Annotated in this window: 17 protein-coding genes and 1 pseudogene; 12 read left to right on the top strand and 6 right to left on the bottom strand. The window is 77.0% G+C overall.

Annotation, left to right across the window (positions count from 1 at the left end):
- Nucleotides 1-79 precede the first annotated feature (79 nt).
- From tdh to EPD83_RS09465, 3 genes are read left to right on the top strand one after another with little or no spacing between them, the layout of a single operon-like run.
- The gene (tdh, locus tag EPD83_RS09455) at nt 80-1,120 is read left to right on the top strand and encodes an L-threonine 3-dehydrogenase (RefSeq protein ID WP_128366100.1); all 1,041 of its coding nucleotides are present in this window, start codon (nt 80-82) and stop codon (nt 1,118-1,120) included.
- Nucleotides 1,121-1,175: 55 nt separating this feature from the next.
- Nucleotides 1,176-2,369, top strand: a complete 1,194-nt coding sequence (locus EPD83_RS09460) for a glycine C-acetyltransferase (RefSeq protein WP_128366099.1) — start codon at nt 1,176-1,178, stop codon at nt 2,367-2,369.
- A gap of 48 nt (nt 2,370-2,417) precedes the next feature.
- The gene (locus EPD83_RS09465; RefSeq protein ID WP_128366098.1) at nt 2,418-2,600 is read left to right on the top strand and encodes a hypothetical protein; all 183 of its coding nucleotides are present in this window, start codon (nt 2,418-2,420) and stop codon (nt 2,598-2,600) included.
- A gap of 2 nt (nt 2,601-2,602) precedes the next feature.
- Here the strand turns inward: EPD83_RS09465 and EPD83_RS09470 are convergent, their stop codons facing one another.
- From EPD83_RS09470 to EPD83_RS09485, 4 genes are read right to left on the bottom strand one after another with little or no spacing between them, the layout of a single operon-like run.
- Nucleotides 2,603-4,135, bottom strand: coding sequence for a sodium/solute symporter (locus EPD83_RS09470; protein ID WP_165566509.1), 1,533 nt, complete (start codon nt 4,133-4,135; stop codon nt 2,603-2,605).
- 7 nt (nt 4,136-4,142) lie between these two features.
- Nucleotides 4,143-4,526 carry a DUF485 domain-containing protein gene (locus tag EPD83_RS09475; RefSeq protein ID WP_128365726.1) on the bottom strand — a complete coding sequence of 128 codons (384 nt, stop codon included), beginning with the start codon at nt 4,524-4,526 and terminating at the stop codon, nt 4,143-4,145.
- 7 nt (nt 4,527-4,533) lie between these two features.
- Nucleotides 4,534-5,319 carry a LytR/AlgR family response regulator transcription factor gene (locus tag EPD83_RS09480; RefSeq protein ID WP_128365727.1) on the bottom strand — a complete coding sequence of 262 codons (786 nt, stop codon included), beginning with the start codon at nt 5,317-5,319 and terminating at the stop codon, nt 4,534-4,536.
- Nucleotides 5,320-5,341: 22 nt separating this feature from the next.
- Complete coding sequence (locus tag EPD83_RS09485; protein ID WP_128365728.1) at nt 5,342-6,538, bottom strand: sensor histidine kinase; 1,197 nt, start codon at nt 6,536-6,538, stop codon at nt 5,342-5,344.
- A gap of 24 nt (nt 6,539-6,562) precedes the next feature.
- On the opposite strand from EPD83_RS09485, the gene EPD83_RS09490 reads away from it, so the two are divergent.
- The 8 genes and pseudogenes from EPD83_RS09490 to EPD83_RS21050 form a co-directional block, all read left to right on the top strand.
- The gene (locus EPD83_RS09490) at nt 6,563-7,414 is read left to right on the top strand and encodes a hypothetical protein (protein WP_128365729.1); all 852 of its coding nucleotides are present in this window, start codon (nt 6,563-6,565) and stop codon (nt 7,412-7,414) included.
- Between the two features lie 651 nt (nt 7,415-8,065).
- Entirely contained in the window at nt 8,066-8,836 is a 771-nt protein-coding gene (locus EPD83_RS09495; protein WP_128365730.1) for a hypothetical protein, read from the top strand.
- Entirely contained in the window at nt 8,833-9,996 is a 1,164-nt protein-coding gene (locus tag EPD83_RS09500; protein WP_235950453.1) for a TadA family conjugal transfer-associated ATPase, read from the top strand. The genes EPD83_RS09495 and EPD83_RS09500 overlap by 4 nt, the downstream gene beginning before the upstream one ends.
- On the top strand, nt 9,993-10,700 hold the full coding sequence (locus EPD83_RS09505) for a type II secretion system F family protein (RefSeq protein ID WP_128365731.1): 708 nt from the start codon (nt 9,993-9,995) through the stop codon (nt 10,698-10,700). The genes EPD83_RS09500 and EPD83_RS09505 overlap by 4 nt, the downstream gene beginning before the upstream one ends.
- Nucleotides 10,701-10,703: 3 nt before the next feature.
- On the top strand, nt 10,704-11,243 hold the full coding sequence (locus EPD83_RS09510) for a type II secretion system F family protein (protein WP_128365732.1): 540 nt from the start codon (nt 10,704-10,706) through the stop codon (nt 11,241-11,243).
- A gap of 132 nt (nt 11,244-11,375) precedes the next feature.
- Nucleotides 11,376-11,576, top strand: a complete 201-nt coding sequence (locus EPD83_RS09515) for a DUF4244 domain-containing protein (protein ID WP_128365733.1) — start codon at nt 11,376-11,378, stop codon at nt 11,574-11,576.
- On the top strand, nt 11,573-11,947 hold the full coding sequence (locus EPD83_RS09520; RefSeq protein ID WP_128365734.1) for a TadE family type IV pilus minor pilin: 375 nt from the start codon (nt 11,573-11,575) through the stop codon (nt 11,945-11,947). The genes EPD83_RS09515 and EPD83_RS09520 overlap by 4 nt, the downstream gene beginning before the upstream one ends.
- A pseudogene (locus EPD83_RS21050) lies at nt 11,944-12,294 on the top strand (Rv3654c family TadE-like protein); the annotation flags it as partial. The gene EPD83_RS09520 and the pseudogene EPD83_RS21050, both read left to right, overlap by 4 nt.
- Before the next feature lie 18 nt (nt 12,295-12,312).
- On the opposite strand, the gene EPD83_RS09530 reads toward EPD83_RS21050, so the two are convergent.
- Together EPD83_RS09530 and EPD83_RS09535 are read right to left on the bottom strand one after the other, a co-directional pair.
- Entirely contained in the window at nt 12,313-12,876 is a 564-nt protein-coding gene (locus tag EPD83_RS09530; RefSeq protein ID WP_205859485.1) for a hypothetical protein, read from the bottom strand.
- Between the two features lie 54 nt (nt 12,877-12,930).
- Nucleotides 12,931-15,216, bottom strand: a complete 2,286-nt coding sequence (locus EPD83_RS09535) for a DEAD/DEAH box helicase (protein ID WP_235950455.1) — start codon at nt 15,214-15,216, stop codon at nt 12,931-12,933.
- A 91-nt stretch (nt 15,217-15,307) separates the two neighbouring features.
- Here EPD83_RS09535 and EPD83_RS09540 point away from each other — a divergent pair, with 91 nt between their 5' ends.
- Nucleotides 15,308-15,643 (top strand): STAS domain-containing protein, encoded by a 336-nt coding sequence (locus tag EPD83_RS09540; protein WP_128365736.1) that lies wholly within the window; start codon nt 15,308-15,310, stop codon nt 15,641-15,643.
- The last annotated feature ends 91 nt before the right edge of the window (nt 15,644-15,734 follow it).

Raw genomic sequence — 15,734 nt, forward strand, 5'->3', positions numbered from 1 at the left:
CCAGGCGGACCCCGATCGCGCGCGGACAGCGCCGAACGGTCGGCGCGGCGCGCCGGACGGCACCCGGCATGATGGCGGGATGCGTGCGTTGCGGAAGGTGGACGCCGGTCCCGGGCTCGAGCTCGTCGAGGTGCCGGAGCCGGTGTGCGGCCCCAAGGACGTTTTGGTGCGGGTGCTGCGGGCGGGGATCTGCGGCACGGACCTGCACCTGGAGCAGTGGGACGAGTGGGCGGCCGCGACGGTGCGCGCCCCGCTGACCCTCGGGCACGAGTTCTTCGGCGAGGTCGTCGAGGTCGGCGCCGACGTCGACCACGTCGCCGTCGGGGACCGCGTCTCGGGCGAGGGGCACGTCGTGTGCGGGGTGTGCCGCAACTGCCGGGCGGGCCGGCGGCACCTGTGCATCGACACCGTCGGGATCGGGGTGAACCGCGACGGCGCCTTCGCCGACCTCGTCGTCGTCCCGGCGACGAACGCCTGGGTGCAGCCGCCGGACATGGACCCAGACCTCGGTGCGGTCTTCGACCCGCTCGGCAACGCCGTGCACACCGCGCTGCAGTGGCCGGTGGTCGGCGAGGACGTCGCCGTCACCGGCGCCGGGCCGATCGGGGTCATGGCGACCGCCGTCGTCCGGCACGCCGGGGCGCGGCGGATCGCCGTCACCGACCTGTCGCCGCGCCGCCTCGAGCTGGCCGTCGCCGCGGGCGCCGACCACGTCGTCGACGTCTCGCGGGGGGAGGCGCTCGCCGACGCCCAGCGCTCGCTGGGCATGGTCGAGGGCTTCGACATCGGGCTGGAGATGTCCGGGTCGCCGGCGGCCGTCGAGGACCTGCTGGCGAACATGAACCACGGCGGCCGGGTGGCGATGCTCGGGCTGCCGCAGGACCGCTACGCCATCGACTGGGGCCGGGTCATCACGCACATGGTGACGCTGCGCGGGATCTACGGCCGGGAGATGTTCGAGACCTGGTACCTCATGGGGTCGATGCTCGCGAGCTCGCAGCGGCTGCGGGCGGCGGTGGCGTCGGTCATCACCGGGCGGCACCCGGCGGAGCGGTGGGCCGAGGCGTTCGCGGAGACCCGGTCCGGCGACGGCGGCAAGGTCGTGCTCGACTGGTCCTGACCCGACCGCCGACCTCTGCCGGCAGCAGGTCCGACGACGACGAACGGAGAGTGACGTGTACGGAGCGGTGAAGGACCAGCTGGCGGCGACCCTGCGGGAGATCGAGGAGGCCGGGCTCTACAAGCGCGAGCGCGAGATCACCACGCCGCAGGCGGCGCACGTCGGGACGACGGCGGGGGAGTCGCTGAACTTCTGCGCCAACAACTACCTCGGCCTGGCCGACCACCCGGACGTCGTCGCCGCCTCCCGGGACGCGCTCGACACCTGGGGCTTCGGGATGGCCTCGGTGCGCTTCATCTGCGGCACCCAGACCCAGCACACCGCGCTCGAGGAGCGGCTCGCGCAGTTCCTCGGCACGGAGGCGAGCATCCTCTTCCCGTCCTGCTTCGACGCCAACGGCGGGGTGTTCGAGGTGCTCTTCGGCGCCGAGGACGCCATCGTCAGCGACGAGCTGAACCACGCCTCGATCATCGACGGCATCCGGCTGTCCAAGGCCGCGCGCTACCGGTACCGCAACGCCGACACGGCCGACCTGCGGACGCAGCTGACCGCCGCCCGCGAGGCCGGCGCCCGGCGGGTCTGCGTCGTCACCGACGGGGTCTTCTCGATGGACGGCTCGTACGCGCCGCTGGACGAGATCTGCGACCTCGCCGACGAGTTCGAGGCCATGGTCCTCGTCGACGACAGCCACGCCGTGGGCTTCGTCGGCGAGGGCGGCCGGGGCACGCCCGAGCGGTTCGGCGTCGCCGACCGCGTCGACGTCCTCACCGGCACCCTCGGCAAGGCGCTGGGCGGCGCGTCCGGCGGGTACGTCGCGAGCCACCGGGAGGTCGTCGACCTGCTGCGCCAGCGCGCCCGGCCCTACCTGTTCTCCAACTCCGTCGCGCCGGGCACGGTGGCGGGGTCGCTGGCCGCCCTCGACCTCGTCGCGTCCTCCTCGGACGGGCGCGAGGCCCTGGAGCGCAACGCGGCGCTCTTCCGCGGGCTCATGGACGACGCCGGCTTCGACCTGCTGCCCGGCAGCCACCCCATCGTGCCGGTGATGTTCCCCGGCGACGACGGCGCCCGGCAGGCCACGGACATCGCCGACCACATGCTCGGGCAGGGCGTCTACGTCATCGCCTTCAGCTACCCCGTCGTGCCGAAGGGCAAGGCCCGGATCCGGGTGCAGCTGTCCGCCGCGCACACCGAGGACGACGTCCGGCGCTGCGTCGACGCGTTCGTCGCCGCCCGCGACGCGGTGGGCTGAGCGGGCGGAACGCTGGCCAGACGCCGCCGTCGCGCCTACTCTCTCGTCATGGAGCACACGACGACGGCCCCGGCCGCATCCCCCGCCCGGCGGGCGCTCTCGGGCGTCGGCACCGCGTTCGACTGGCTCGTCCAGCGGCTGCGGTTCATGAACGAGCCGCAGATGGCCGAGCTGCAGCGGCAGCGCGGCGCCGGCGACGGACCGGAGAGCCGCCGCGACGAGTGGCGCTGACCTCAGTCCCGTAGTCCCGGCCGTGCGACGGCCACGCCCTCGGGCGTGTGCAGCCGCACGAGCACCCGGGTGGTCGACGCCGGGACCTGTCGGGGGGTGGCCAGGGACACGACGACCGCGGTGAGCCAGGCCAGCGGCACGGCCCACAGCGCCGGGTTGGCCAGCAGCGCCCCGGCCCAGCCGCCGAGGTCGCCGCGCGCCATCGTCGTCCCCAGCGCGAGCACCGTGGAGACCCCGCCGACGACGAGCCCCGCCATCGCGCCCGCCACCGACAGCCGGGGCCACCACACCCCGAGGATGATGAGCGGCGCGAAGGTGGCCGCCGCGAGGGCGAAGGCGAGCCCCACGGTCGTCGCCAGCCCGAGCGGCTCGGTGACCCGGCTGACGAGGTAGGGCAGGACGACGGCGACGACCGCGGCGTAGCGGAACCCGCGGACGGACGGGGCGTCGCCGCCGGTGAACCGGGCGAGGCGCGGGCGCAGCACCTCCTGGTCCAGGACGCCGGTCACCGACATGGCCAGGCCCGAGGCCGTCGAGAGGAACGCGGCGAAGGCGCCGCCCGCGAGCATCGCCGTGAGGAGGTCGCCGGACAGGCCGTCGGCGAGCTCGCCGGGGATGCGCAGGACGATGGAGTCGCTGCGCACGCCGTCCGGCAGCACCGGGTAGACGACCCGGCCGAGGGCGCCGTAGACCGGCGGCAGCAGGTAGAAGAGCCCGAGCAGCGCGATGACGGTGACGGTCGTGCGGCGGGCGCCGACACCGTCGGGGTTGGTGTAGTAGCGGACGAGGACGTGCGGCAGGCCCATCGTCCCGAGGCAGAGCGCGACGACGGTCGAGGCGGTGCGGTAGGCCGGGTGGTCGCCCGGGCCGTTCGTGCTGAGCGGCGCGTGCCAGTCCGGGGGCACGGTCGGCGCGGGGTGGCCGGCCCGGAACCACAGGAACAGCAGCGCGAAGGCCGGCACCGCCAGCGCGGTGAGCTTCACCCAGTACTGCACGGCCTGGACGAAGGTGATCGAGCGCATGCCCCCCGCGCCCACCGCGGCGGCGACGACGACCATGACGACGAGCCCGCCCACCCAGCCCGGAGCCCCGGTGACGAGGGTGAGGGTGAGGCCGGCGCCCTGGAACTGCGGCACGAGGTAGAGCCACCCGATGGCGACGACGAGGAAGGACGACACGAGCCGCACCGCCCGCGACCCGAGGCGGGCCTCGGCGAAGTCGGGGAGCGTGTAGGCGCCCGAGCGGCGCATCGGGGCGGCGACGAGGACGAGGAGCACGAGGTAGCCGAGGGTGTAGCCGACCGGCAGCCACAGCATGTCGATGCCGCTGCCGTAGACCAGTCCGGCGACGCCGAGGAAGCTCGCGGCGGACAGGTACTCGCCGCCGATGGCCGAGGCGTTGAGCCGCGGCGACACCGTGCGCCCGGCGACGTAGAAGTCGCTCGTCCGGCGGGAGAGCCGCAGCCCCAGCCCGCCGACGACGAGCGTCGTCAGGCAGACGAGGACCACCGCGGCGAGCGAGAGCGGGTGGCTCACGGCGTCCTCACTGCTCCTCGACGACCTCGGAGAAGTCGGCCTCGATGCGCTGGCTGGCGTGGACGTACCAGCGCGCCAGCCCCCACGCGGCCGGGTAGACGGCGACGCCGAGGACGAGCCAGGGGAAGGGGATGCCGGCCACTGTCGTGCCGGCGGCGTCGGGGACGAGCGTCACGAGCACCGGCAGCGCCGCGAGGCCGACGACGGTGAGGCCGACCACCGCGAGGGACAGGCGCAGCTGGGCGCGCATGAGGCCGGCGAGGTAGACGTCGCCGAGCGCGGTCTGCTCGTCGAGGTCGCGCACCGGCGGCCGCGGGCCCACCGGCACCGCGCCCCGCCGCGAGCTCGTGACCCGCACCCGGGAGGGTGTCGTCTGCTGGTCGGTGCTCACCGGCGGCTCAGACCCCCGCCCGGCGCTCGACCAGCGGACGGCGCAGGAGGGTGTCGCGCAGCTCCTTGGTGTGCCGGCGGCTCACCTGCAGCTCGTGGTCGCCGACGAGCACCGAGCAGCGCCCGTGGTCCATCCGGACCTCGCGGACGTGCTGGAGCGCGACGAGGGTCGAGCGGTGGATCCGCACGAACCCGTGGTCGGCCCACCGCTCGGCGAGGACGCTCAGCGGGACGCGGACCAGGTGCGAGCCGGCGTCGGTGTGCAGGCGGGCGTAGTCGCCGTGGGCCTGGGCGTAGCGGATCCGGCTGCGGGTGATGAAGCGGGTGACGCCGCCGAGCTCGACGGGGATCGTCTCGTCCTCGACCGGGGCGGCGGCCGACGACCCGAGGGCGCCGCCGTCGTCGGGGCGGCCGGCGCGCTCGCGCTGGTCGACGACGCGGCGCACGGCCTCGGCGATGCGGTCCTCGCGCACGGGCTTCATCACGTAGTCGGTGACGTCGAGGGCGAAGGCGTCGACGGCGTGCCGGTCGTGGGCGGTGACGAAGACGACCTGCGGGCGGACGGCGAACCGGGAGATGACCCGGGCCAGGGCCATGCCGTCCAGGCCGGGCATCGAGATGTCGCTGAAGACGACGTCGACGTCGCGGGTGTCGAGGAGGCGCAGGGCGTCGGTGCCGCCGGACGCGGTGAGCACCTGCCCGACGCGGGGGTCGCGGTCCAGGAGCCAGCCGAGCTCGGACAGGGCGGGGAGCTCGTCGTCGACGACGAGGACCACGAGCCCGGGAGCGGCCATGGGGGGAGGATACGGCCGGGTGTCACTCCTGTGCATGGACCCCGGGGGCGAACTTGGGGACCCGGAAGGTGACCTTCGTCCCGGCGCCGGGTGCGGTCTCGACGGCGAGGCCGAACTCGTCGCCGTACACCTGCCGCAGCCGGGCGTCGACGTTGCCGAGGCCCACCGAGTCGTGGGCGTGGGCGCCGTCGAGGATGCTGCGCACCCGCTCGGGGTCGGTGCCGACCCCGTCGTCCTCGACCGCGATCTCCGCCTCGGAGCCGAGGTCGGTGGCGGTGATCGACACGTGCCCGGTGCCCTCCTTGGTGGCCAGCCCGTGCCGGACGGCGTTCTCGACGAGCGGCTGCACGGCGAGGTAGGGCAGCGTCACCGGCAGCACCTCGGGGGCGACGAGGAGGCTCACCTGGAGGCGCTCGCCGAAGCGCGCCTGCTCCAGGACGAGGTAGCGCTCGACGTTGCGCAGCTCCTCGGCGAGGGTCGTGAACGTGCCGCCGGTGCGCAGGGCGTAGCGGGTGAAGTCGGCGAAGTCGAGCAGCAGCTCGCGGGCGCGGTCGGGGTCGGTCCGCACGAACGAGGCGATGGCGGCGAGGCTGTTGTAGATGAAGTGCGGGCTGATCTGCGCGCGCAGGGCCCGCAGCTCGGCCTCCATGACGCGGCTGCGGGTGCGGGCGAGCTCGGCCAGCGCCAGCTGGCTGCTCACCCAGGCCGCGACCTCCTCGGTGGCCCGGGTGAGGCCCGGCGAGGGGCGGTCGGTCCAGGCGGTGAGGGTGCCGACGACGAGGTCGTCCGTGGCCAGGGGGGCGGTGACGGCGCCGCGCAGCATGCACTCGGGGTCGCCGCAGGACACCGACTCGCCGCGGTGGGCGACGGTGCGTCCGGTCTCGAGGGTCTGCGTGCCGAGCGGCACGGCGAGGTCGCGGTGGTGGGACTCGCCGCGGCCGGTCCAGGACAGGACGCTCGCCGGACCGGTGATCGACACGGCCTGGGCGCCGAGGATGGACAGCAGGTGGCGCCCGGCGCGCTCGGCGGCCTCGGGGGTGAGGCCCTCGCCGAGGTGGCGCGAGGCGAGGGAGGCGGTGTGCAGCGTCGCGTAGGTCGCCCGGTCGGTGTCGGAGATGAAGCCCCGGCGGCGGCTGCGCCGGAGGAGCTCGACGGCGAGCCAGAGGAGGAGCACCGTCCCGGCGACGAGCACCGCCGTCGGCCAGTGGATGCCCGTCATGTCGACACCCTAGAGTCATCGGCGATGTCCTCCGAGAGCCCCGCCGTCGACGCCGTCCGGCGGCTCGCCGAGCTGCCGGGGGTGCCCGAGCGGGTCGAGGCGGCCCGGGCGGCGTGCACGTCGCTGCGGTGGCACCAGGCGCTGCGCCGGCGCACCGCCGAGGCGGCCGCCGAGTCCCGGGTGCGCGGGGCGGTGGCCAGCGCCGAGCTCGAGGGGGCGTCGCTGCCGGTCGACGTCGTGCGCGACGTCGTGCGCGGCGCCGTCACGTGGTCGCCCGAGCCGGACCCGGTCGAGCGGGTCGTGCGGGGCGCGGTCGCCGCCACCGTCGAGTCCGAGCGGGTGCGGGCGACGGTGCTCACGGCGCCGCTGCAGGCGCTGGCGCGGCTGCACACCGTCGCGGCCGCCGGGCTCGTGCCGGACGCCGCGCTGGGGCGGCCCCGGGTCGCGGGGGAGGACTGCGCCGAGCTCGCCGACCTCGGGCCGGCGCCCGCCGCCGCGGACGCCGCGCGGCGGCTGCGGGGCGTCGTCGAGGTGCTGCTGGCGGCGCCGGGGCTGCCGCTCGTGGTCGCGGCGGCGGTCGTCCACGCCGAGATCGCCACCGTCCGACCCTTCGCCCGGGGCAACGCCGTCGTGGCGCGGGCGCTGGAGCGGGCCCTGGTCCAGGCCGGCGGCCTCGACCCCACCGGGGTGGCGGTCACCGAGCACGGCCACGGCGCCGGCGGCGGGGCGCCCTACGTCGGGGCGCTGGCGGCCTACGGGCGGGGGGACGCCGCCGGGGTCGGGCTGTGGGTCGAGCACTGCTGCACCGCGACCGAGGCGGCGGCGGCCGAGGGGGTCCGGGTGGCCGACGCCGTGCTCGCCGGGCGGCTCCGCTGAGGCCCACCGGCTGCCGCGGAGCCGGCGTTTCCCCACCCCTTGTCGGGGGCGGGGTGGGGGGAGTAGACAGGAGGGGTCGGAAGCCCCGGTTTCCGGCGCACGACCTACCGCGGGACGACGGGACACCCACGCGCGGGCAGTCCACTGATGGACCGGTCGCCCCGGGCAACGCCCCGGTGCGACGGCTTGCATTGCACGCCTGGTCGCCCGGAGTCCGCGGCAGGACGAGGCCCTCGCCGCGTGCGGCGGGGGCCTCGTCGCCGGTCTGGCCGTGGCCGCCTCCGGGATGACCGCTGCGGGGCGGTCGTCAAACCTTCAACTGTTCGGCTCGAAACTACGGATTCCGCACATCTGAGCAGCCCCTGAGGATATTTTCCGCAGGCATTGGCGCGGGCTTGCGCTCGGTGGCATGCATAGGACACGATTGACCTACTCGCTCCCCTTCGGGGTTGAGCGACTGGCGGACCGGCTTCTCCCCCCCGGAGCTCGGCTCGCCGACGGCCCCGGTTGTCCCCCCGACCGGGGCCGTCCCATGCCCCCTCCCGTATCCGGTGAGGCCGTCGTCCACAGGCCCCCAAATCGGGCTCCCGTCGTCCACAGATCGACGGCCGGGGGTCCCGCGGCCGCCGTCGCGACCGCAGGCTCGGACGCATGTCACCGCCACCCGTCGTCGCCGTCGTCGCCGCCTCCGGGGGCCTCGGCGCGAGCACCCTCGCCGTCGCCGTGGCCCGACGGCTGGCCGCGGCCGCTGGACCGAGCGTCGTCGTCGACCTCGACCTGCCGTCCGGCGGCCTCGACGTCACCGCCGGCGTCGAGCACCTGGCCGGACGCCGCTGGCCGGCCTTCGCGGAGCTGCGCGGCGAGGTGCCGCCCGGGCCGCTGGTCGCCTCGCTCCCGCACGAGGACGGCTGCCACGTCCTGTCCTCCGGCGGTCCGGGCGCGCCGCCGCCGCCCGCCCCGGCGGTCGCCGACGTGCTGCACGCCCTCACGCAGGGGGTGCCCGGCGTCGTGCTGGACCTGCCGCGCTGGTCCCCGCACCTGCCGGCCGCCCTGGCCGTGGCCGACCTCGTCGTCGTGCTCTGCGGGCTGCGCACCCGCCTGCTGGCCGACGCCGACGCGTGCGTCACCACCCTGCTGGAGGCGTCGCCCCCGGGGTCCGGCGACTCCCGGCTGCGGCTCGTGACCCGGGCGGGCGGGCCCGCGCCACCCGCGGCGGTGCTGGACGACGTCGAGGCCCACCTCGGCGTGGAGCGCCTGGCGCACCTGCCCGACGACGCGACGGTCGTGCGGGACGCCGAGCGGGGCCTGTGGCCCGGGACCGGCCGCGACGCGGTCCGGCGCTGCGCCGAGGCGGTCGTCGGGGCCGCGGCCGACGGCGGGGCCGCGGCCGAGGCCGGGGTCGACGGACGGCGGGCCTCGTGACCGCCTCCGCGGCCGTGCCGCAGGGGGTGGAGCGCTCCATCCGCGCCGGCCGCGGGCCGTCGCGAGAGATCATCGCGAGCATCGCCGACGAGCAGGTGCCGCTCCTCGGCCGCGCCGGGCGGGACCTCGCCGCCGAGGGCCTGCACGACCGGCTCGTCGGGCTGGGCCCGCTCACCGGGCTCGTCGCCGACGCGGACGTCACCGACGTGCTCGTCAACGGGGACGGTCGGGTGTGGGTGGACCGGGGCCGCGGGGTCGAGCCGACGGGCCAGGTGCTGGACGCCGCCGACCTGCGGCCGCTGGCCGTCCGCCTCGCAGGGCTCGCGGGGAGGCGGCTCGACGACGCCCAGCCGTGGGTGGACGGGACGCTGGCCGGCGGGGTACGCCTCCACGCGCTGCTGCCGCCGCTGGCCGACGGCGCCGCGCACCTCAGCCTGCGGGTCGCCCGGCGGCGGCTCGGCGGCGTCGACGCCCTCGTGGCCGCGGGTGGGGCGTCCTCCGCTGTCGCCGTGACGCTGCGCGCGCTCGTGCGCGCCCGCGCGAGCCTCCTCGTCACCGGCGGCACGGGCGCGGGGAAGACGACCGTGCTCGGCGCCCTGCTCGCCGAGTGCCCCGACCGCGAGCGCATCGTCGTCGTCGAGGACGTCCGCGAGCTCGACCCCGACCACCCGCACGTCGTGCGCCTCCAGGGCCGGGCGGCGAACGTCGAGGGCGCGGGCGAGGTCACCCTCGCCGTCCTCGTGCGCCAGGCGCTGCGGATGCGCCCGGACCGGCTCGTCGTCGGCGAGGTCCGCGGCCCGGAGGTGCGGGACCTGCTGGCGGCGCTCAACACCGGGCACGAGGGCGGGATGGGCACCCTGCACGCCAACGGGCCGCAGGAGGTGCCGGCCCGGCTGGAGGCGCTGGGGTCTCTGGCCGGGATGCCGCGCGAGGCCGTGCACGCCCAGCTGCGCGGCGCCCTGGACGCGGTGGTCCACGTGGCGCGCTCGCCGGGGCGCGGCCGGCACGTCGAGCGGGTGGGGGTGCTCGTCGCCGGGGCGGGTGGGGAGGTCGAGGTGCTCACGGCGCTGCGCGAGCGACCGGGTGGGCCGGAGCCGGGCCCGGGTGCCGCCGTCCTGCGGCGGCTGGTGGGTCCCGCGGAGGACGCGGGGTCGGGGTGACCGCCTCGTCGGTGGTCGCGGCGCTGCTGCTCGCGGCCGCGGTGCTGCTGGCGGCCCGTCCCGTCGGCGGCGGCGGGCCCTGGTCCGACGTCGTCCGCTGCCGGCTCCCCTCCCTCGGGTGGAGGTGGCGTCCGCGGGCGGGAGCCGGGGCGGGCGAGGAGTGGGTCGCCGACCTCGCCGAGGTCGTCGCCGTCGGGCTGCGGGCCGGCCTGGACCTGGCGTCCGCACTGCGCGCGGCCGCCTCGGCGCCGTCGGTGGTCCTCGCCGCCCCGTGGCTCGGGGAGGCGCTCGAGCGGCGCCCCGGGGGCGCGACGCCGTCGGAGGTGCTCGCCGCCCGCCCGGACGGGGTGGCGGCCGAGGGCCTCGAGGTGCTGGCGCGGGCGTGGCGGCTGTCGGAGGTCACCGGCGCCTCGGCCGCGCACACCACGGCGGCCGCGGCCGAGGCGGTGCGCGCCACGGCGGCCACCCGCCGCCGGGTCGAGACCGCGCTGGCCGGTCCGACCGCGTCGATGCGGCTGCTCACCCTGCTGCCGCTGGCCGGGCCCGGTGCCGCGCTGCTCGTCGGTCTCGACGTGCGGAGCCTCTACGGGAGCGCCGCGGCGCGGCTGGCCGTCGTCGTCGGGGTGTCCCTCACCGGGCTCGGATGGTGGTGGTGTCGCCGCCTCGTCCGGAGGGCGTCCCGTCCCGGCACCACGGCGGGCTGACCGGTGCTTGTGGCGCTGCTCGCCGCGGCGGCGGTCCTGCTGTGGCCACGGCGTCGCCCCGGCCTCGCGGTGCGGCCGCCGCCTGCGGCGTCCGAGGGCGCCGGTCCCGCCGGCCTCGGGGACGCCGCCGTGGCCCTCACCCTGCTGGCCGCCGTCCTGCGCGGCGGCGGGGGCACGGTCGAGAGCCTGGAGGCCGTGGCCGCGGTCGACCCGGGCGCCGCCGGCACCGAGCTCGCCGTCGTCGCCGCGGCGCACCGCTGGGGCGTGCCGCCGGAGCAGGCGTGGGCGCACGTCGGGCCGGGGTGGGCCCCGGCCGCCACCGCCTGGCACGCCGCGGTGACGGCCGGTGCTGCTCCTGCGGCGCTCGTCGAGGAGGCCGCCCGGCGCATCCGGGAGCAGGACGCCCGCCGGGTCGAGGCCGCCGTGCACCGGGCCGGTGTCCTCGTCGTCCTGCCCCTCGGGCTGTGCTTCCTGCCCGGCTTCGTCGCCACCACCGTCGTCCCGGTCGTCCTCGTGCTCCTCGCCGACGGCCTCGGCGGGTGAGCGCCGTCCACAGGGGGTTCACCCACCCGCCCGTCGTCCACAGATCCGCCTCCGGGGCTCGTGGCTCTCGCGGCCGGGGCCGAGGCTGGGAGCAGCGGCGCGAACCACGCGCCGGACGTAGGGGAGGACGACATGACAGCACGGATGACGCGATGGGTGCGGCGCGCACGCCAGGCGGGCCGACGGCTCGGGGAGCAGGGGATGACGACGGCCGAGTACGCGGTCGGCACGGTCGCCGCGGTGGCCTTCGCCGGCCTCCTGCTCGCCGTCGTGAAGTCGGGGCCGGTCAAGAGCGCGCTGACGAAGATCCTCGTCTCCGCGCTCGGCACGTGACCCCGAGGCGCGGGCGCGAGACCGGGATGGCCACCGCCGAGCTGGCGGTGGCCGTCCCGGCCCTCGTCGTCGTCCTCGCCCTCGGGCTGGCGGCCGTGCGGCTCGGCATCGACCGGGTCCGGGTCGTCGACGCCGCGCACCTGGCCGCCCGCGTCGTCGCGCGGGGCGAGCCGGGGTCCGCCGCCCGCGCCGCCGCCTCCGCCGCGGCGCCCACCGGTTCGGAGGTCTCGGTGTCGGTCGGCGGCGGGACGGTCCGGGTCGTCGTCACCGCCCCGGCCCCACCGGTGCTCGGGGCGATCGGGCTCGGCGCCGTCGCGCGGGGCGAGGCCACGGCCCGGCTGGAGGGGGCCGGGCCGGACGGGTCGCCGTGAGCGGCTGCGCTCAGAGCGAGGCCGGCAGCGGCACCGTCCTGGCCCTCGGCGTGCTCGGGGTGCTCTGGGTGGTCCTCTTGTCGGCGCTGGTGCTGGCCGCGGTCGTCCGGGACGTCCACCGCGCCCGCGGGGCCGCCGACCGGGCCGCCCTGGCCGCCGCGGTCCCGTCCGCCGCGGGAGCGGACGTCGACTGCGCGGCGGCGTGGACGGTCGCCCGGCAGGCGGGGGCGGACCTCGTCTCGTGCGAGCCCGCCGCCCGGGGGGACACCGTCGAGGTGGTGGTGCGGGTGCCGCTGCGCACGGGGGTGCGGTGGCCGGGCCTCCCGGCCGCGGTGTCGGCCCGGGCCCGGGCCGGACCCGAGGGCTCAGCGCCCGCGGCCCCCGGGAGGGTCGGTGGTGTCCCGGCGCGGGCCGGGGTCGGTGGCGTCGGGGGAGGGGGCGTCGCCGCGGGTCACGGCCTCGGCGGACGGGCGGTCCCCGGCGCGGGCCTCGGCCACCTCGGCCCGGCGGCGGGCGGTCTCGGTCGACACGTGCTGCTCGGCGGCCCGCTCCTCGGCCTCCTGCCGCAGCCGGGCCTCGCGGATCTCGCCCTGCCGGCGCTCCTCCGCGAGCTCGCGCTCGCGGGCCTCGACCTCCTCCTTCATCCGGGCCTCCTGGGCCAGCCGCTGCTCCTCGGCCTCCCGCTCGGCCTCGCGGCGCGAGACCCGGCGGCGGTGGGCCCGGACCGTGCCCACCCGCAGGAGGAACCAGCCGAACCAGAAGATCGTGATGATGACCATGCCGGTGACGAGCAGCACGACGGGGGCGAACTCGACGCTGCCGCCGGGGATGTCGACGGTGACCGGGGTCGATATCGAGCCGGTGCCGAGGAAGAGGAGGACGGCCGCGGCGACGGCGAGGAGGATGAGCAGCACCCCGATGACGACCATGGATCGGACCCTACCCCCGCCGACCGGCCACGACGTCCCCTGCGGACGGGGGGCTCAGCCGGCGCGGGCCAGGGCGAGCTCGAGCACCGTGACGGCGCCGGCCTTGTCCAGCGGCTCGTTGCCGTTGCCGCACTTCGGCGACTGCACGCACGCCGGGCAGCCGGTGGCGCACGGGCACGCGAGCACGGCGTCGCGGGTGGCGCGGACCCAGTCCTCGAACGCCGCGTGGGCGCGCTCGGCGAACCCGGCGCCGCCCGGGTAGCCGTCGAAGACCATGACCGTCGGCAGGCCGGTGTCCGGGTGCAGCGCCGTCGACACCCCGCCGACGTCCCAGCGGTCGGAGGTCGCGACGAGCGGGAGCATCCCGATGGCCGCGTGCTCCGCCGCGTGCAGCGCCCCCGGGACGTCCTGCTCGCGCACGCCGGCGGCGGTGAGCACCTCGGCGGACACCGTCCACCAGACGGCCTTGGTCGTCAGGGCGTGCTCGGGCAGGTCCAGCGGGTGGGTGCCGATGACCTCGCCGGACGGCAGCCGCCGGACGAAGGAGGTGACCTGCGTCGTCACCCGCACCGTTCCGAAGCCGACGTCGGCGCGCGCCCGGGGGGTGCGGCGCTCGGCGTCGAGGATGTCGAACCGGCTCGTCGAGCGGGCGTGCGTCGACCAGCCGGGGTCGCCGCGCACGACGTGCGCGGTGCGGGCCTCGAGGTCGAGGTCGGTGACCACCCAGGTCTCGCCCTGGTGCAGGTGCACGGCGCCGGTGTGCACCTGGGCGTGCGCCGCGGCGCCGTCGACCGTGCCGACGACGCGCCCCGTCCGGGTCTCGACCACGGCGACGACCTCCCCGGCCCCCCGCAGCGAGACGTGGTCGGTCGGGCGGTCCTCCCGGGCCCAGAACCACCCGGTCGGCCGGCGGCGCAGGATGCCGCCCTCGACGAGCACGCCGAGCAGCCGGCGCGCCGAGTCGCCGAACAGCGGGAGGTCGGCCTCGCCGAGCGGCAGCTCCGCGGCGGCGGCGGCGAGGTGCGGTGCGAGCACGTGCGGGTTGTCGGGGTCGAGGACGGTGGCCTCCACCGGCGTCCCGAAGATCGCGCCCGGGTGGTGGACGAGGTAGGAGTCCAGCGGGTCGTCTGCCGCGACGAGCACCGCCAGCGACTCCTGACCGCCGCGACCGGCCCGCCCGGCCTGCTGCCACAGGCTCGCCCGCCGGCCGGGCCACCCGGCCATGACGACGGCGTCCAGGCCGCTGACGTCGACCCCGAGCTCGAGCGCGTTCGTCGCGGCCAGCCCGGTGAGGCGTCCCGAGCGCAGGTCCTTCTCCAGGGCCCGCCGCTCCTGGGGCAGGTAGCCGCCCCGGTAGGCGGCGACCCCGTCGACGAGGTCGGGGGAGCGCTCCTCGAGGCGCCGGCGCGCGCCGGTGGCCAGCGCCTCCACCCCGGCCCGGCTGCGGGCGAAGGCCACGGTGCGCACCCCGCCGTCGACGAGCCCGGCGAGGATCTCGGCGGCCTCGGTGGTGGCCGACCGGCGGCTGCCGTCCTCGCCGGTCGTGGGCTCCCACAGGGCGAAGGTCATCGGGCCGCGCGGCGAGCCGTCCTCGGTGACCGCGCGTACCGGCAGACCGGTCAGGCGGCCGGCGTGCTCGGCGGGGTCGCTGACGGTCGCCGAGGCCAGGACGAACGTCGGCGCCGATCCGTACCGCCCGGCGACCCGCCGCAGCCGGCGCAGCACCGCTGCGACGTGGGCGCCGAACACCCCGCGGTAGACGTGGCACTCGTCGACGACGACGTAGCGCAGCCCGCGCAGGAAGCGGCTCCAGTGGGCGTGCCCCGGCAGCAGCGAGTGGTGCAGCAGGTCGGGGTTGGTGAGCACGAGGTCGGCGTGCTCACGGACCCAGCGGCGCTCGTCCGGCGGGGTGTCGCCGTCGTAGGTGGCCGCCCGCACCCCCGGCAGGGCGAAGCCCTCGACCCGCGCCAGCTGGTCGGCGGCGAGGGCCTTGGTGGGGGCGAGGTAGAGCGCCGTCGGCCCGTGGACCCCCACGCCCCCGGACCGGCCGTCGCTCAGCGCGCCGAGGACCGGCACGAGGTAGCCGAGGCTCTTCCCGGACGCCGTCCCGGTGGCGAGGACGACGTGCTCGCCATCGGCCACGAGGTCCAGGGCCTCCCGCTGGTGGCTCCACGCCCGCGCGAGGCCGGCGCCCTCCAGGGCCCCGCGCAGGACCGGCGGCACCGACGCCGGCCAGTCCGCCACGACCGCCGGACGCGCGGGGAGGACCTCGACGTGCACGAGGCGGGAGTCGTCCGCACCGCCCGCGACCCGCAGGAGGTGCTGGGCAGGGCTGGACACGCCGGTTACGGTAATCCCTGGTGCCGACACCCCCCGGGGTCGGCGACCACGACGACATCGACCGCCATCGGCCATCCGAGGAGCCAGAAGCGTGGAGCTCTCCGTGACCACCTCCCACCACGACGACGTGACCGTCGTGACGGTCGAGGGCGAGGTGGACGTGCACAGCGCCTCCCAGCTCCGCCAGACCCTCGACCAGGAGATCGCGGACGGCCACGTCCGGCTCGTCGTCGACCTCGACGCCGTCACCTTCCTGGACTCCACCGGCCTCGGGGTGCTCGTGGGCCGCCTGAAGCTCGTCCGCAACGCCTCGGGCTGGATGCGCATCGTGTGCTCCAGCGAGCGCATCCTGCGGGTCTTCCGGATCACCGGTCTCGACAAGGTGTTCGGCATCCACGCCAGCGTCGACGAGGCCCTCGCCGCCTGAGCCCGGCACCGGCCCCCACCCCGCTCGTCCGGCCGCGCCGTGTGAAGCGCGTCACGGCGACCCTGGGGAGCGGACGGCCTGAACCGGAAGG

The sequence above is a fragment of the Phycicoccus flavus genome (assembly GCF_004025965.2).
GTDB lineage: Bacteria > Actinomycetota > Actinomycetes > Actinomycetales > Dermatophilaceae > Phycicoccus > Phycicoccus flavus.

What these genes read in the sequence shown, in the direction of transcription:
- tdh (WP_128366100.1), top strand. Translation starts at nt 80, where the DNA reads ATGCGTGCGTTGCGGAAGGTGGACGCCGGTCCCGGGCTCGAGCTCGTC.
- EPD83_RS09465 (WP_128366098.1), top strand. Translation starts at nt 2,418, where the DNA reads ATGGAGCACACGACGACGGCCCCGGCCGCATCCCCCGCCCGGCGGGCG.
- EPD83_RS09480 (WP_128365727.1), bottom strand. Translation starts at nt 5,319, where the DNA reads ATGGCCGCTCCCGGGCTCGTGGTCCTCGTCGTCGACGACGAGCTCCCC.
- EPD83_RS09485 (WP_128365728.1), bottom strand. Translation starts at nt 6,538, where the DNA reads ATGACGGGCATCCACTGGCCGACGGCGGTGCTCGTCGCCGGGACGGTG.
- EPD83_RS09490 (WP_128365729.1), top strand. Translation starts at nt 6,563, where the DNA reads ATGTCCTCCGAGAGCCCCGCCGTCGACGCCGTCCGGCGGCTCGCCGAG.
- EPD83_RS09495 (WP_128365730.1), top strand. Translation starts at nt 8,066, where the DNA reads ATGTCACCGCCACCCGTCGTCGCCGTCGTCGCCGCCTCCGGGGGCCTC.
- EPD83_RS09515 (WP_128365733.1), top strand. Translation starts at nt 11,376, where the DNA reads ATGACAGCACGGATGACGCGATGGGTGCGGCGCGCACGCCAGGCGGGC.
- EPD83_RS09530 (WP_205859485.1), bottom strand. Translation starts at nt 12,876, where the DNA reads ATGGTCGTCATCGGGGTGCTGCTCATCCTCCTCGCCGTCGCCGCGGCC.